This window comes from Prevotella melaninogenica, assembly GCF_013267595.1.
In the GTDB taxonomy this organism is placed as follows: domain Bacteria; phylum Bacteroidota; class Bacteroidia; order Bacteroidales; family Bacteroidaceae; genus Prevotella; species Prevotella melaninogenica_D.
This window is the reverse complement of record NZ_CP054011.1, coordinates 406,554-422,590: the sequence shown is the minus strand read 5'-3', so window position 1 is coordinate 422,590 and position 16,037 is coordinate 406,554. Positions and strand designations below refer to the sequence as shown.

The 16,037-nt window shown below is 40.7% G+C and carries 10 protein-coding genes and 1 pseudogene; 5 read left to right on the top strand and 6 right to left on the bottom strand.

The window, feature by feature from the left end:
* Positions 1-604 precede the first annotated feature (604 nt).
* A complete protein-coding gene (ppdK, locus tag FIU21_RS06920) occupies positions 605-3,331 on the bottom strand; it encodes a pyruvate, phosphate dikinase (protein ID WP_004360822.1) in 2,727 nt (908 codons plus the stop codon).
* Between the two features lie 203 nt (positions 3,332-3,534).
* Between ppdK and rlmD the strand changes: the two genes are divergently transcribed.
* The 3 genes from rlmD to FIU21_RS13535 all read left to right on the top strand — a co-directional run bounded on the left by rlmD (position 3,535) and on the right by FIU21_RS13535 (position 7,901).
* Positions 3,535-4,959, top strand: a complete 1,425-nt coding sequence (gene rlmD / locus FIU21_RS06915; RefSeq protein WP_004360820.1) for a 23S rRNA (uracil(1939)-C(5))-methyltransferase RlmD — start codon at positions 3,535-3,537, stop codon at positions 4,957-4,959.
* A gap of 187 nt (positions 4,960-5,146) precedes the next feature.
* Positions 5,147-7,027, top strand: coding sequence for an IS1634 family transposase (locus FIU21_RS06910; protein ID WP_172891341.1), 1,881 nt, complete (start codon positions 5,147-5,149; stop codon positions 7,025-7,027).
* 211 nt (positions 7,028-7,238) lie between these two features.
* Positions 7,239-7,901 (top strand): IS4 family transposase, encoded by a 663-nt coding sequence (locus tag FIU21_RS13535; protein WP_004360818.1) that lies wholly within the window; start codon positions 7,239-7,241, stop codon positions 7,899-7,901.
* Positions 7,902-8,716: 815 nt separating this feature from the next.
* On the opposite strand, the pseudogene FIU21_RS06895 reads toward FIU21_RS13535, so the two are convergent.
* The 3 genes and pseudogenes from FIU21_RS06895 to FIU21_RS06885 form a co-directional block, all read right to left on the bottom strand.
* Positions 8,717-9,639, bottom strand: a pseudogene (locus FIU21_RS06895) (ISAon1 family transposase).
* 1 nt (position 9,640) lies between these two features.
* The gene (locus FIU21_RS06890; protein ID WP_007369112.1) at positions 9,641-9,985 is read right to left on the bottom strand and encodes an ISAon1 family transposase N-terminal region protein; all 345 of its coding nucleotides are present in this window, start codon (positions 9,983-9,985) and stop codon (positions 9,641-9,643) included.
* Between the two features lie 124 nt (positions 9,986-10,109).
* Positions 10,110-11,027 carry an IS982 family transposase gene (locus FIU21_RS06885; protein ID WP_172891338.1) on the bottom strand — a complete coding sequence of 306 codons (918 nt, stop codon included), beginning with the start codon at positions 11,025-11,027 and terminating at the stop codon, positions 10,110-10,112.
* A 377-nt stretch (positions 11,028-11,404) separates the two neighbouring features.
* Here FIU21_RS06885 and FIU21_RS06880 point away from each other — a divergent pair, with 377 nt between their 5' ends.
* Entirely contained in the window at positions 11,405-12,355 is a 951-nt protein-coding gene (locus FIU21_RS06880; RefSeq protein WP_004360536.1) for an aldose epimerase family protein, read from the top strand.
* Between the two features lie 119 nt (positions 12,356-12,474).
* Positions 12,475-13,344, top strand: coding sequence for a hypothetical protein (locus tag FIU21_RS06875; RefSeq protein WP_036886422.1), 870 nt, complete (start codon positions 12,475-12,477; stop codon positions 13,342-13,344).
* A gap of 102 nt (positions 13,345-13,446) precedes the next feature.
* On the opposite strand, the gene FIU21_RS06870 is transcribed toward FIU21_RS06875, so the two are convergent.
* Both FIU21_RS06870 and FIU21_RS06865 read right to left on the bottom strand, forming a co-directional pair.
* Positions 13,447-15,366, bottom strand: a complete 1,920-nt coding sequence (locus tag FIU21_RS06870; RefSeq protein ID WP_004360534.1) for a heavy metal translocating P-type ATPase — start codon at positions 15,364-15,366, stop codon at positions 13,447-13,449.
* Positions 15,367-15,462: 96 nt separating this feature from the next.
* Positions 15,463-15,675, bottom strand: coding sequence for a heavy-metal-associated domain-containing protein (locus FIU21_RS06865; RefSeq protein WP_004360533.1), 213 nt, complete (start codon positions 15,673-15,675; stop codon positions 15,463-15,465).
* Positions 15,676-16,037: the final 362 nt, after the last annotated feature.

The window sequence follows — 16,037 nt, the reverse complement described above, 5'->3', positions numbered from 1 at the left end:
CGCGTAAAAATAATTCTATTCATAAATTAAACATAGTGTATAGCACTAATAGCCTTCTACTCATAGTAAAAAGAAACTGTAAAAAGTAGAGAACGAATATAAAAAGCGTTGCTTTACACTTAACTATAAAGGTTCAAGACTGCATATTACATACTTCTTGCTATGTTTTAAAACATAGTTTATAAACAAACTATCTATAACAAATCCTGCATGGACTAAAGCCTTTTGACTTTGCCGCACTCACAGAAAGGCTTTTTATACTGCCAGAGCATCTATTAAGACCACGGCAATTTTGGTTTGAATGATACTTTCTTGCCTTTGGACCCGTACAAATGTAAACCGTTCCAGACTGAATATTCGTATTTCTCTTTGTAGAAGCAGTCGTTCCTCCTATCGTAGAGAACAACGCAAGTGCTATAAACGCTGATTTAATAAATTGCATATTGGTATAAAGTAAGATTGTTGTAATGAACTTAGTAAATTAGAAGTGAGAGCGAAAGGTAAAGGCTCTACTTCTTTTGGTATACATTTATAAAATATAAAAATAGGCGGTATACCTACGTAAAAACATGGTATACCGCCTAAAAAATATATTTCTAAGAAATTACTTCATTTCTTCCACTGCTGCTTGTGCCGCAGCAAGTCTTGCGATAGGCACGCGGAATGGAGAGCAGCTAACGTAATTAAGACCTACACGATGGCAGAACTTAACAGAACTTGGCTCACCACCATGCTCACCACAGATACCACACTTGAGGTTCTTGCGAGTCTTGCGGCCCTTCTCAACACCCATTTGAATTAACTGACCGACACCCTTCTGGTCGAGAACCTGGAATGGGTCAACATCGAGAATCTTCTTCTCCAAGTAGCTTGGCAAGAAGCTTGCGATATCGTCACGGCTATAACCGAAGGTCATCTGAGTCAAGTCATTTGTACCGAAGCTAAAGTATTCTGCCTTCTGTGCAATAACATCAGCTGTCAAAGCAGCACGAGGAATCTCAATCATCGTACCCACCTTGAATTCGACCTCAACGCCTTCCTTCTTGAAAAGTTTATTTGCAGTCTTGCGAATAATGTTCTCTTGAATATCCAGCTCATTAACAATACCAACCAATGGTACCATAATCTCTGGCTTAGGATTGAAGCCTTCCTTCTTCAACAGAACAGCTGCACCGAGGATAGCCTTAGTCTGCATTGCAGTAATCTCTGGGAATGTGTTACCCAAACGGCAACCACGAAGACCCAACATTGGATTGCTCTCAGAGAGTGCACTTACACGACTCTGAATAAACTGAACGCTAACGCCCATCTCTTCAGCCATAACTTCCTGTCCCTTAAGGTCATGTGGAACAAACTCATGCAAAGGAGGATCGAGCAGACGGATGTTAACTGGTAAACCGTCCATACACTTCAAGATACCATAGAAGTCCTGCTTCTGATAAGGCAAGAGCTTGTCAAGTGCTCTTTCACGCTCCTCAGTAGTGTTAGCGAGAATCATCTCACGCATAGCCTTAATCTTCTCGTTCTCAAAGAACATGTGCTCTGTACGGCAAAGACCGATACCAACAGCACCGAAGTTGCTTGCTACTTCTGCATCGTGTGGAGTATCTGCGTTGGTACGAACAACCAACTTGCTATACTTCTTACAAAGATCCATCAGCTCAGCGAAGTCACCTGTTACCTCAGCTGGACGAGTCTTAACCTCACCGAGATAAACTTCACCTGTTGAACCATTCAAAGAGATATAGTCACCCTCACGGATAATAGTTCCATCAATCTCTAAGGTACGCGCCTTATAGTCAACCATGATTGCACCAGCACCACTGACACAGCACTTACCCATACCACGAGCAACAACGGCTGCGTGTGAAGTCATACCACCACGAGCTGTCAAGATACCCTCAGCAGCAGACATACCTGCGAGGTCCTCTGGAGATGTTTCAATACGAACCATGATAACCTGACGACCATCCTCATGCCACCTTGTAGCATCGTCAGCGAAGAATACAACCTGACCACTTGCAGCACCTGGAGAAGCTGGCAAACCACGTGTCAACACATGTGCCTGAGCCAATGCCTCCTTATCGAAGACTGGGTGGAGGAGTTCGTCAAGTTTGTTTGGTTCACAACGCATAAGCGCTGTCTTCTCATCAATCTCACCTTCATGAAGCAGGTCCATAGCAATCTTAACCATTGCAGTACCTGTACGCTTACCATTACGAGTCTGGAGGAACCAAAGCTTACCTTCTTGTACTGTAAACTCCATATCCTGCATATCATGGTAGTGCTTCTCCAACTTATCTTGGAGTGCATAGAGCTGCTTGTACAACTCAGGCATAGCCTCTTCCATTGAAGGATATTTAGTTGCACGAGTCTCTTCATCAATATTTTGCTGTGCAGCCCAACGGAGTGAGCCTTCTTTTGTAATCTGCTGTGGAGTACGGATACCTGCAACAACATCCTCACCCTGTGCATTGATAAGATACTCACCATTGAAGAGATTCTCACCAGTACCAGCATCACGAGAGAAGCAAACACCTGTTGCAGATGATTCTCCCATATTACCGAATACCATTGCCTGAACTGTTACTGCTGTACCCCACTCTTGTGGAATACCCTCCATTTTACGGTAAAGGATAGCACGCTCGTTCATCCATGAATCAAACACAGCACAAATAGCACCCCACAACTGCTCCATTGGATCATCAGGGAAGTCCTTACCAGTCTGCTCCTTGATAGCCTTCTTGAAGAGAGCTACAAGCTGCTTCAAGTCTTCAACAGTCATCTCGTTGTCGAGTTTAATTCCACGCTCAGCCTTAACCTGCTGGATAATTGCCTCAAATGGATCAATATCTTCTTTGTTTACAGGCTTCATGCCCAAAACAACATCACCGTACATCTGTACAAAACGACGGTAACTATCGTAAGCAAAACGCTCGTTACCCGTCTTCTCAATCAATCCAGCAACCACTGCGTCATTAAGACCAAGGTTAAGAATTGTATCCATCATACCTGGCATAGAAGCACGTGCACCAGAACGTACACTCATCAGGAGAGGATTAGCTGGGTCACCGAAGGTTGAATTCATCAAGCTTTCTACATGCTTAACACTATTCTCTACTTCTGCCTTCAGCAAGCCTACTACAGTCTCTTTACCTTTCTCATAATACTCAGTACATACGTCAGTGGTAATTGTGAAACCTGGAGGAACAGGTACACCGATGAGATTCATCTCAGCCAGATTGGCGCCCTTGCCACCAAGGAGATTTCTCATATCAGCCTTACCCTCAGCCTTACCATTACCAAAGGTATAAACTCTCTTTTCGCTCATAAGTTAAAAATGATAATGAATTTTAGTTATTTCTATAGTGCAAATATACCAATAAATAGGTAAAGTAACAAACTTTTCTATAAAAATTGCTATCTTCACCTTACATTTTTGCTTTGTTAGCGAACACAGACTTGATAAAAACTATCAAGCAGACTACAAACGGGAAAAATTTAGTAACTTTGCAGCGAAATACAAAACAGATTATGAGTAGAAAAAGAAAGCCATTACCCATTCTGGAGAATGTCACAATAGAAGCTGTGGCGGCCGAAGGTAAATGTGTTGCACATGTTGATGATAAAGTTATTTTTGTTCCTTTTGTTGTACCAGGGGACATAGTTGACCTTCAGGTGCGCAAGAAGAAGCGTAGTTATTGTGAAGCTACAGTCATACGCTTCATCAGTAAAAGTGCTGTACGTCAGGAACCTATGTGTGAACACTTTGGCATCTGTGGTGGATGTAAGTGGCAAAACCTTCCTTACGAAGAACAGTTGAAAGCAAAGCAACAACAAGTATATGATCAACTGAGTCGTATTGGCAAGGTTGAGCTCCCTGAGTTTCGTCCAATCATGGGTTCAGTACACACCAAGGAATATCGTAACAAGCTCGAATTTGGTTGTGCTAATAAGCGTTGGTATACAGAAGAAGAGTTAAAAGCTCTACCAAAAGGCGTTGGCTTGGCTGAAGGAGCCATTGGCTTCCATATTACAGGTGCCTTTGACAAGGTATATCCTATAGAGAAATGCTGGTTGATGGACGACCTCTGCAACAAGATTCGCAAGGCTATACGCGACTATGCATTCTCTACTGGAATGAAGTTCTACGATATTCGTGCACAACATGGCTTATTGCGAGATATTATGGTGCGCAACTCTAATACAGGCGAATGGATGGTACTTGTACAGTTCCACTATGATGAGGAGGGAGACGATGAGCGTGCAAAGGCATTAATGCAGCATATTGCAGACCGTTTTCCACAAATTTCTTCGCTCTTCTACGTTGATAATCAGAAAGGTAACGATACATTCAACGACCTTGAACTAACACTTTTCAAAGGTAATGACCATATCTTTGAAACGATGGAAGACTTAAGATTCAAGGTGGGACCAAAGAGTTTCTACCAGACCAATACAGAACAGGCATATCACCTCTATTCTGTTGCACGCGAATTTGCCAACCTTACAGGTAACGAGCTTGTATATGACCTCTATACGGGTACGGGTACAATTGCTAACTTCGTAGCAAAGAAAGCTCAGAAAGTAATTGGTATTGAATATGTTCCAGAGGCAATAGAAGATGCAAAGGTTAACTCAGAAGTCAACAAGATTGACAACACACTATTCTATGCAGGTGACATGAAAGACATTCTTACAGAGGACTTTATCAGTGAGCATGGACGTCCGGACGTTATCATCACAGACCCTCCACGTGCAGGTATGCATCCAGACGTTGTGAACGTTATACTCGGAGCAAGTCCAAAGCGAATTGTTTACGTCAGTTGCAACCCTGCAACACAAGCGCGTGACCTTGCTCTGCTCGATGCAGACTATAAAGTTTCTGCCGTCCAACCTGTAGACATGTTCCCACAAACACCACACGTTGAGAACGTTGTCTTATTGGAGAAACGATAAAAGACAGTAAACTACAATATTTAACCCAAGTTTAACCGGCAAAATTATTTTTCATAAATTTTCGGGATGTTTTGTGTAGTATCAATTTGATAAATGATTGATAATCAAGTATAGGGTATTGTAACGAGGAGTAAAATCTGATTTGTAGGACACAGCCATATCAAAAATATTTTGTTACTTTGCACTCATGCACGCAAATGTACAGACACGATTCAACCCTGCCACAGGCGACATGGCTCCTTATTATCGCATCAAGGAGTCATATCGTGACGTGCAGGGTCATGTACATTCGCTAATTCTGTTGAACATAGGTTTTGAACCTTCACTTACTGCTGTACAGGTTCGAAAAATTGCATACGCTCTTACCGAACGCTTCAAAACCAGAAGTACACCCTCGCTTTTCAAAGAACGCCTTGAGGGACTTACTCCTATTGAACAGGCAAAGGCTGACGAATGGTGGAGCCGTATGGAGAAAGAAGGTGGAATCGATCGGTTTAATAAGGAAGAGCAGAAGTCGCTGAGAAAATATGAGAACTACATTGACCTCGAGACGGCAAACTATACTGACGCAAGGAATGTTGGTGCAGAGTGGCTCTGCAAGCAGACGATAGACAAGCTGCAGTTAGAGGGTTTTCTGCGCAAAAACGGGTGGACGGAGAATGCGATACACACGGCTTTGTCAGCATTGATTGTTCGCACGGTATATGCAGTCTCTGAACGTTCATCTTATTATTATTTGCGCGATAACTCAGCTGCTGGCGAACTTTACAGTGGAGTTCCTGGCTGGACACCAGGGATCAATTCTCTGTATAAAATCACTGACAAGTTGTATGAACTAAAGGAACAGTTAGAGCGTCATCTGTGCAGCGTTACTGACGATATCTTTAATATAGACAACAAGTTGATGCTCTTCGACTTAACCAACTTCTATTTCGAGGGTAGTAAGCGTAATAGCGATAAAGCCAAGTTCGGTCGTTCAAAAGAAAAACGCTCTGACTGTAAGCTACTTGTACTTGCATTATGTATCAATCAAGAAGGTTTTATACGTTATTCTTCTATCTTAGAGGGTAATACAGCAGATCCCAAGTCTCTACCCAATATGATTGATACGCTGGCAAAGAGGAATCCATCACGAACCAAGGATACGCTTGTTGTCATGGATGCAGGTGTTGCCACGGAAGAGAACTTGGAGCTAATAAAGAAAAAGGGTTACAATTATCTCTGCGTATCCCGTACGAAAATGAAAGACTATACGCTCAGTGATGATAACAAGAGTGTTACGGTAATGGATGCCCGTCGGCAGAAGATAACGCTGAAAGAGGTTAAGACAGAGGATGATGAGGATTATTATCTCGAAATAACATCTCCTTCGAAAGCTATGACAGAGTCGTCCATGAACAGGGTTTGGAAAGAGCGTTTTGAGATGGAACTGCAGAGGATAAACGATGGAATCTCCAAGAAAGGTGGAACAAAAACCTATGAAAAGGTTGTTGAACGTACAGGACGTGCCATACAGAAGTACCCTTCTATAGCGAAATTCTACCAGATAAGCTACATAAAAAATGAGAAGATACTCAAGGAGATGCTGCGTGTAGACTGGGAGATAAAAGACCTCTCGGCAATGGAATCTGGTCACGGAGTCTATTTCCTCCGCAGCAATGTCAGGACACTTTCTGAGCGTGTGACATGGGAATACTACAATCTCATTCGTGAAATAGAATGTACGAACAGACAACTAAAGAATGATCTCAACCTCCGTCCTATCTATCATCAGAAAGATGAGCGAAGCGACGCACACCTTTTCTTCGGTTTATTAGCCTACTGGGTGGTAAACACCATCCGTTGTCAATTAAAACGAGAAGGAGAATCCTGTTACTGGACCGAGATAGTACGACGTATGAGCACCCAAAAGCTCGTCACCACAAAAGGGAAGAATCCATTAGGTGAAACCATCGAGATGCGCCAATGTGGTAGTCCTTCGAAGCAAGCAAAACAAATATACGATAAGTTGAACTTAAAACACTCACCATTCAAAAAGAATAAAATTTGTAGGACACAGAGCCCATAAGAAAAACGAGAAAAGTACGGTGACAGTAACAATTAGGCGAAAGTGGGTGTTAAACTTGGGTTAAGCACACAATTTCATAAGTCTATACACTGCTGTCCACTTAAAATCAGTAATTATTCTTTGAAATAGTTGAAAAATAGCTAGTTGCAAAGGTTTTCAGAGTCAACGGATTTGAATTTGTACCTTTGCAGGGTATCATCAGATTCTGCATATGTATAAAGACAAATACGTTTTCGCTCAGTTAGTCTCATTTCTTGACAGAAATCACTTCAATTATCTCGTACGTAAATACGGAGGTGATAAGTATGTGAAGTTCTTTAGTTGCTGGAATCAGTTGCTTACCCTCATATTTGGTCAACTTAGTAATCGAGAAAGTCTTCGTGATCTAATAGTCGCTATCAATGCTCACCAAAAGAAAAGTTATCACCTAGGATTTGGCAAACATGTGACAAAGAGTAATCTTGCCAAAGCAAATCAGAATCGAGACTATCGCATCTCTGAGGATTTTGCTTATTTTCTTGTTGATGAAGCTAGGCGTAAGTGCGCCGTTGACATCTTTAAGCTAGCTGGCAATATCTATGCATTCGACTCTAAGACAATAGATTTGTGTCTGGACGTATTCTGGTGGGCAAAGTTTCGCAAACATAAGGGTGGTATTAAAATACATACTCTCTACGACATTGAGACTCAAATACCAACATTCTTCCATATCACGAGTGCTAAAGTGAATGATGTCAATGCAATGGACGTAATCCCTTATGAAATAGGCTCATACTATGTTTTTGATCGAGGTTATAATGACTTTAAACGACTCTATAGAATCAAGACATTAGATTCTTTCTTTGTGGTCAGGTCCAAGAAGAATCTCCAGTAGAAGTGTGTTAAATGGAGCCGTAGACTTCCCCAAAAATATACTCTCGGATGCTGAAATCAAATTGACAGGATATTATCCTCACCAATACTATCCTGAATCTCTCAGGCTTAGCCAGTACTGGGATGAAGAGTTGAACAGAGAGTTTACTTATCTGACTAATGCTAAACATCTCTCAGCACTGCAGATTGCAAACCTATATAAAAATAGGTGGTAAGTCGAACTTTTCTTCAAATGGCTCAAGCAGCATCTCAAGGTTAAGAAATTCTGGGGGACAACAGAAAACGCCGTTAGGACACAAATCTATTCAGCAATATCGGCTTATTGTCTGGTAGCTATTATCCAACATGACATGAGACTCGAAAGGAGTACTTATGAAGTATTACAGATACTTAGTATCTCATTAACAGACAAGACTCCTTTGAGAGAACCTTTTGACAAAACTATATTCAATAATGACAAAGAACGAATTAGTTCAAATGAACTGCTATTGTTTAATTTTGACTAGGACCACTTTTAGTGGACACTAGTGAAGTCTATATAAAAATATTGGTGTCCGATAAAACTTTTTTGGAGTTATCTGTGTTAGTTAAAATAGACTTAAACTTATGATTTCATTAATTTATCTGGTTATTATAGGGCTCTCCTTGTCAATATAAGCACATTTTATAATGCTTACAGTTTGAAACTGAAAACCAAGCCCCCTGGATAAGTAAAACGGCTGCAACACCGATGAGTAAAAAGATACAGAGCTTTCAGTTTGTTTTTACCAGACAGCAATAATATAAAAAGAAAGGAAAATCTGTGACTCCTCTGAACTATGCCCTGAATGCCTTAACTTTAGCATTGAATGACTCGGCATTTGCATTCGTAGCTCTGTTTACAAAGAAATTGAGTATGGTTTGATAATGATTTTCAAACGTGTCAATCACTGTGTAGAAATTGTCCACTCCCAGCTCTTCAACCTCATTAAACCATTTAGCCAGCTTCAGCCTTGCAGCATCCTTGATGCTCTTGATGTTATAAATATCGGTAAGTTTCATAGCCAAATCATATGCCTTTTCAGTGTCGGATAATGTTCAAAGATGATTTGTGCCCTACCTTTCTGTGTTTCAGTCCACTTGGTCTTGTGCTTGGTCAATATGATCTTTGCTCTGGCGAGCAACTGCTTACGCGTGTCACCATTGCTGTATCTAAATGGTATATATTCCTTTCCCTTACATTTAGCTTCTTTTATCTCCTCATTTTCTTTATCTCTTGCCGTCCACCGGTAAGCGATACGCATATCATCCAGGGCATCATAATATAGTTTCTGCACATGAAATCTGTCATTGGTAATAAGTGCTTTGGGAAAAACGGCACGGGCTATGCGCATCATAGAAGATGACAAGTCGAGTGTTATCTCCTTGACTGTCTTCCGTTTAGAAAGGTTTATCTTCTTGAGAACCTGAATAACATCCTCTGCTTTGGTCCCTTTAACCACAGCTACCAAAGTCCCTTTTCTTCCCTTTCCCGCCTTGTTGGTCAGAAAAGTATAAACCTCGCCACTGCTTAGACAGGTCTCATCAATACTTAGACTCTCACCTATGTTATCTTCAAACAATAGCCAGTCTTGAGCATGATCCAACTGATCCCAGCTACGGTAATCACTGAAATATTCCTTGTACTGTGTGGATAACAGCTTACCATTTACGCCATAGTGCGCACCGATACTTGCGATGCTCTCTGCAGTGGACTCAATTCTATTCTTTTAAAAAAGAAACGAACTCGGGGGATAGTTTACTGCCCTCGGCCGTCAAGTCATCATATGAATAAGTAAATATCTCTCCGTTGGAACTGTCACGCCACTTGCGACGGCGAACATGGAGGTAAACTGCTTTGCCACGAAGGGGGAAGTCCTGAATTACACGCTCGCTGGTAAAACCATAACTGCTTACAGTGCCTAACTTATGGTCTGACTTTTCCATAAAGTTACGCTCGTCAAGCCAAAAGTCAAACTGCGAAACACTCTCGTGAATATCGACAACATCAAAGTAGTCGGCAAGTACATCTGGAAAGATGCAACGTAATAATTGGTGACTCTTCATGATGCAAAGGTAATAACCTGAACTCGGGATAAGTATCATCCCACTCTTCTGTTTGGTTTAGTACAACGGCTCTTTAGACTCAATCTTTTGATTGAGCCTAAAGATAATAATAAAACAGATTACTTTAGAATAATGTAAGCTGTCCCGAATGTTGCTCTATAGCAAAGTCTATGTTCACTGCTGGCTTCTTCTCAAAGAAGCTGTAGGCTGCAATAGCAGAGAGAACATTCATTGCGAAATTAAATATGCTTCTATGCCTTGAATGCACTAATTGAGCTACATTCTTTAGCTCATCATTGATAGTCTCTATTACAGATTTTTTCCTTAAAAGAAGTCTATCATAAAGTGGCATCAGTTTATTTTTCATGTTACTCCTAATGCCAGTAACTAAATTTATTCCATCATTGAACAATCGCTCAAATAATCCTTGAGAAATGTACCCTTTGTCTGCAAATAATTTACCAAACACTTTGTCTGTCAACCTATTAAATACATTTTTGTCTCGGTCATCAACATTTGCTTTAGTGAGCATAAAGTTTAGAATCTCACCTCTTTCATTACAGATAAGATGTAGTTTGAATCCAAAATACCATCCCATTGTACTTTTCCCTCTTACTGCATAATTTCTAAAAACCTTATTGCGACAAATACGTTTATTATGGCAAACTGGAATACAAGTTGAGTCAATAAAACTAATACCAGTACACCTCCCAAAACAACATATCTGCAGGAACATCATCATCTCTACAGAGACTCTTGCCTCTAATTCAAGAAAACGATTATAAGACAATTGATTTGGAAATAAATCTGCTAAATGCTCTTTAACGAAAAAGGTATAATAGTGACGAAAATTACGATAGGAATTAAAGTGGAAGCAAATTAAAATCGTTATGATTTCAGACTTACTCATACGCCACCTGCGATGGCGATGACATCCTTTATTCTTTTCTGAGAGACCTATTTTATCAGTTTCTAACTCAAACTCTTTGCAGAAATCATCTGCAATACAGAAAATTTCAGTAATTTTGTCCTTGGTAATCATCGTTATGTTTATTGTAATTGATTGATTTTCAACTATAAAGTTACAAAAATATAATGAGATTACCAACTTTTTACAGACTTTTCTTATCCCGAGTTCAGGTTAATAAATACTTATGAAATTATGTGCTTAAGAGGGTAGACTTGCAACTGGGTTTTAGGACTGACCCAATTAAAGACCGAAAAACGCTAACTGCTAACTCATACGATGAATTCTATCACTAAAATACGTTATACTCTTCTATTAAAATAAAGAAATTCTGAGTCACATATCATCTTTTTTACTATCTTTGCATAAGATAGACTGCACTCGGCAATACAAAAGTAAAACTTTCATTGCACTCGCTGGTACTATCTTTGCATAAACATATAAAGAAACCTATGAAGCAGTTATATGCAATACTGACAGTAGCAATGCTTAGCGTTGTTCTCTGTTCACACGCACAAGAGCAGGTACAAATCCGACTTGTGAACGGAAATGGTATGGAGGCAGTTATCAGTAACTATGGTGCTCGCCTTGTCTCACTTACTGCCCACAACTGGAATGGTAGGTTAGAGCCTGTCGTAAAAGGATATACCAATAAGGAGGAGTATTTGAAAGATCGGACTTTAGGTGCTACGCTCATCTACTTTGGTAAAAATAATGAGGAGACACTGTCTGGAAAGACATGGGAACTTGTTAGTTCTGACAACCAATCAGTTACACTACGATATGTGACTTCACAAGGAGAGAATGGATTAGATGGAAAGTTAAACGCCACAGTTACTTACACCCTATCTGACCAAAACGCCCTTGATGTAGACTATCGTATTGCAACGACAGCCGAAACCAAATTGGAAGTAACAAATGGTATTTGCTTCAACTTGTCAGGAGAGATGCACCGCTCTATCCTCAAACAACATCTCTGGATTGATGCTGTTCAGATAAACACCTACAACATTAAAAGACAGTTGACAGGTGTGCTTCAACGTATAAAAAACACTCCATTCGACTTTACCAAACCAAGAGAAATTGGTGAGCGTATCAAGAGTACGAGTAAGGGATACGACAATGCCTATCAGTTGCGACATCCTGATAACATGCAGAAGGCTGCAGCAATCCTCTTTGATGCACAGAGTGGACGTGCTATGACAGTCTACTCAAGTGAACCAACACTCAATATTAACACATATGGTAAGGAGAGTTGCGGTATCTCATTACAGCCAATACATGCTGGATATAATAGTGGTATGGATAAAGTAAGTAACGAATTGTATCCTGGACAGGTGTTCCATGGGGCAACGGTATTCTTCTTTACGACTGATCCTCCATTGATAATGCGCACCAAATAAAACTATAAGGATTAAGAACTTCTGGATTACTCGAGTATTTATATCCCCAGTTTGAAAAAGCACTAATTATCTTTAAAATCCTTGGCAGTTGACTGCCAAATATTTATATTTGCAAGTAAATGAGGAAATATAGTTTCATAATAGCGGCTATTCTCTGTATACCATTGTATGCACAGAATACAAAAGGAGACCACAATGGAAGTACTTCCACTGTGGAACCTATAGAGTCAGCACGTCTGCAAGGACCACGCGAAGCCACAGAGGCTGAGAAGGAGTATGCCAGACGATTGGCTGAAGACCGTGCACAACAGGCACAAATAGACAACAATCTACCTCTCATTACTGAGAACGGACAAACCGTTACACCCAATGATTTCTATTATCCGGCTTGGGGTTATGGTGTTGGAGCATGGAGATTACATAAGGGGTTGAACATCAACCTTGGTGCATCGGCCTTTGCAAGCTTTGGTCACGGTAGCAATCATGGTGCAGGTTTCTCACAGGATGTGTCATTAATGTATGTAACGAACCTATCAAAGAAGGCTACATTGGCTGTGGGTGGATATGTAAACCATCTTACCTATCGTGGTGATAACTACTTCGTGGGTGGTATCAATGCTGTCTTTGGATATCAGTTCAATGAACATTGGAGTGCATACGCCTTCGTGCAGAAAGCTTTTACATCTAACAACTTCGGAGATGCCTTTGGCTACGGAGGTTATGGTTCACCTTATTGGGCTGGCTATGGTGGCTTTGGCTATTCACCTTTCGGCTATGGTTATGCTTCAATGGGATACGGATATGGACCAATGGCTTGGGCTTATGGTACCGGAGTTAGTCGCTACATGGATAGAATTGGTGGTGGTGTGACCTATCAATGGGGCTCAAACAATCAGAATTCAATTTCTGTTAGCGTAGAGTTTGACCGCCTCCCTTCGCAACGTAATGGTTTCTATAATAATAATCGATACGATTATCCTGTAAGATAAACAGTCAACAGGTTTACATAAGAAAATAGAGTTTACAATTACTACAGCACATTGCTGAACGAGTAATTAGTAAACTCTATTTTTTATAATACTAAATTCATCCTATTTCATCCACCGTAAGCGAAGACTGTTAAGTACAACACTAACACTGGAGAATGCCATCAGCGCACTTGCCAACGATGGAGTAATCTGCCAATCAATGCCAAAAGCATAAAGCAAACCTGCTGCTAATGGGATACAAACAATGTTATAGATGAAAGCCCAGAAGAGATTCTCCCAAATCATACGTACTGTATTGCGACTCAACTGTATCGCTTCTGGGATAGCAGACAAATCATCTCCCATGAGTGTCACCTGTGCTACATCCATAGCTACGTCCGTTCCCTTACCAATAGCAATACTTACATCTGCCAAAGCCAAGGCTTGTGTATCGTTAATACCGTCACCAACCATTGCTACTCGCTTCCCTTCGGCTTGCAGCTGTCTAACAAGATTCTCCTTATCTTGTGGTAACACCTTACTATGATAGTGTTTTATACCAGCCTTTTCAGCCCAATAACGAGCCGCCTCGTCCTTATCTCCACTCATCATATAGACCTCAATCCCCTTCTTCTGCAGCTCATCCATTGCCTCACGAGCATTAGGCTTTAATGTTTCACGCTCTTCAAAAGGAAGGTTATCAGCCTTTGTAAAGTCGATGTTCTTATTAGGTATGGTCAAAGTACCAGTCTTATCGGTCACCAACACATCTACCTTACGCAGACTCTCTAAGGCTGCAGCATCCTTAATAAGGATTTGCTTCTGAGCAGCTTTACCAATACCAACCATAAGCGCAGTAGGTGTTGCCAATCCCATTGCACATGGACAAGCAATGACTAAGACGGCTACAGCCGACATGATTGCCTGTGGTAAAGCACTATTCCCACCTATCAACCACCATAAAAGGAAGGTAACAAGAGCAATACAAGCTACCACTGGTACAAATACTAAGGCTGCCTTATCAACGATTCGTTGGACTGGAGCCTTTGAACCTTGTGCTTCTTGCACCATTTTAATTATGTGAGCTAAGGCTGTGTCCTCACCAACTTGACGAGCACGCATACGGAACTTACCTTGACTTGGTATTGTTCCTGCCAACACCTTTGAGCCTTTTTTCTTCTCCGCAGGCGTTGGTTCACCCGTTATCATACTCTCATCAACGTAGGCTGCATCAGCTGTCATAAAGCTTTCTGCCCAAATCACCTCACCATCTACAGGTACCTTTTCACCAGGACGAACCTCCAAAACATCCCCAACCTCAATGGTTGAGAGTGGAACCTCCTCTATCTTGTCGCCATCAACGATATGTGCTGTCTTCGGAGCCATACCCATCATCTGACGAATAGAAGATGCCGTACCGTCTTTAGCCTTCTCTTCTAACAGTCTACCAGTCAAAACGAAGGTAATAATCATTACTGAAGCATCAAAGTAGGTGTGCCATACAACTCCCCTACTTGCCCATACTGCATCTCCCCAAAACGTGTTAAACGCACTGAAAAGAAAGGCAATACCCGTAGACAAAGCCACCAATGTATCCATGTTTGCACTGCCATGACGCAACTGTCTAAACGAAGATACATAGAACTGGCGACCGCAATAAAGCATATTTGCCAAAGCTATCAATAATGCAACCTGATTGGTAATATCACGAGAACCCAAGTCTATCCATCGCATAGACACACACATCACAGCGATTGAGAACAACCATGACAACACTGTCTTACGCTTTAGGAGTACATACTCACGCTTCTCTATCTCGTCTACCGACGTCTCCTTATCTATCACTAAGTCATATCCGAGTGCATTGATTTCAGCCTTCATCTTCTCAAGTGAGATTACCTGAGGATTGAAATCAATCAAGGCTGAACGACCAGGTAGCGAAACAGAAGCAGAATTAACACCCTTGAGTGTATTCAACTTCTTCTCTATATTGGCTGAACAGGAGGAACAAGCCATACCTATAACTGGAATTGTCTGTTTCATAATGATACTATTTTTATCTTCCCCTTACCAACGAAGGGGAAGGATTCTACAAATGAAAAGAGCATAAAATATGCTCTTTAGAGTATAAATAAGCTGTTACAAACTCAACTCATAGCGTCCGCTATTGTCTACAGCTTCCTTGATTTCAGAAGGATTAACCTTACTTTCGTCATATTCTACTGTGACATTAGCATCTTCAAGATTAGCTTCAGCAGACACTACACCATTGAGTGCTTTTAAGGCATTCTCAACATTTGCCTTACAATGTACACACTTCATACCACTTACTGCATAAACATTCTTTTTCATAAGTCTTTCCTTTCTATTAATATTATGTGATTACTATTCTATTTTCTTCTTATCGTTTGCAAAGTTACACATATATTATCTATCATGTCTTATAGAATTATGGATAAAGATTATAACTTCTCGCATCGGTTCTACAAGAGGTTCATTCATAACATGGTAAGAAAAGAGTCTGAAATATCATTATCCAGATGTTGAAAAATTATTACATAATTTCGAACTAAAGCCTTAGAATAATGCTAAAAGATAGATATAAAAGTCGAGTTTATAACCAACAGCAAATCAATTAGTTACAAAATCGCATTTCAAAAGGTGCTTAACACGAGTGCAAAAGGGCGTTAGTTCGCTTCCTAAAGGGCGTCTTT

Excerpts from the sequence above, each read along its gene's own strand:
- ppdK (WP_004360822.1), bottom strand. The coding sequence starts at position 3,331 with ATGAGCGAAAAGAGAGTTTATACCTTTGGTAATGGTAAGGCTGAGGGT.
- rlmD (WP_004360820.1), top strand. The coding sequence starts at position 3,535 with ATGAGTAGAAAAAGAAAGCCATTACCCATTCTGGAGAATGTCACAATA.
- FIU21_RS06910 (WP_172891341.1), top strand. The coding sequence starts at position 5,147 with ATGCACGCAAATGTACAGACACGATTCAACCCTGCCACAGGCGACATG.
- FIU21_RS13535 (WP_004360818.1), top strand. The coding sequence starts at position 7,239 with ATGTATAAAGACAAATACGTTTTCGCTCAGTTAGTCTCATTTCTTGAC.
- FIU21_RS06890 (WP_007369112.1), bottom strand. The coding sequence starts at position 9,985 with ATGAAGAGTCACCAATTATTACGTTGCATCTTTCCAGATGTACTTGCC.
- FIU21_RS06885 (WP_172891338.1), bottom strand. The coding sequence starts at position 11,027 with ATGATTACCAAGGACAAAATTACTGAAATTTTCTGTATTGCAGATGAT.
- FIU21_RS06880 (WP_004360536.1), top strand. The coding sequence starts at position 11,405 with ATGAAGCAGTTATATGCAATACTGACAGTAGCAATGCTTAGCGTTGTT.
- FIU21_RS06875 (WP_036886422.1), top strand. The coding sequence starts at position 12,475 with ATGAGGAAATATAGTTTCATAATAGCGGCTATTCTCTGTATACCATTG.
- FIU21_RS06870 (WP_004360534.1), bottom strand. The coding sequence starts at position 15,366 with ATGAAACAGACAATTCCAGTTATAGGTATGGCTTGTTCCTCCTGTTCA.
- FIU21_RS06865 (WP_004360533.1), bottom strand. The coding sequence starts at position 15,675 with ATGAAAAAGAATGTTTATGCAGTAAGTGGTATGAAGTGTGTACATTGT.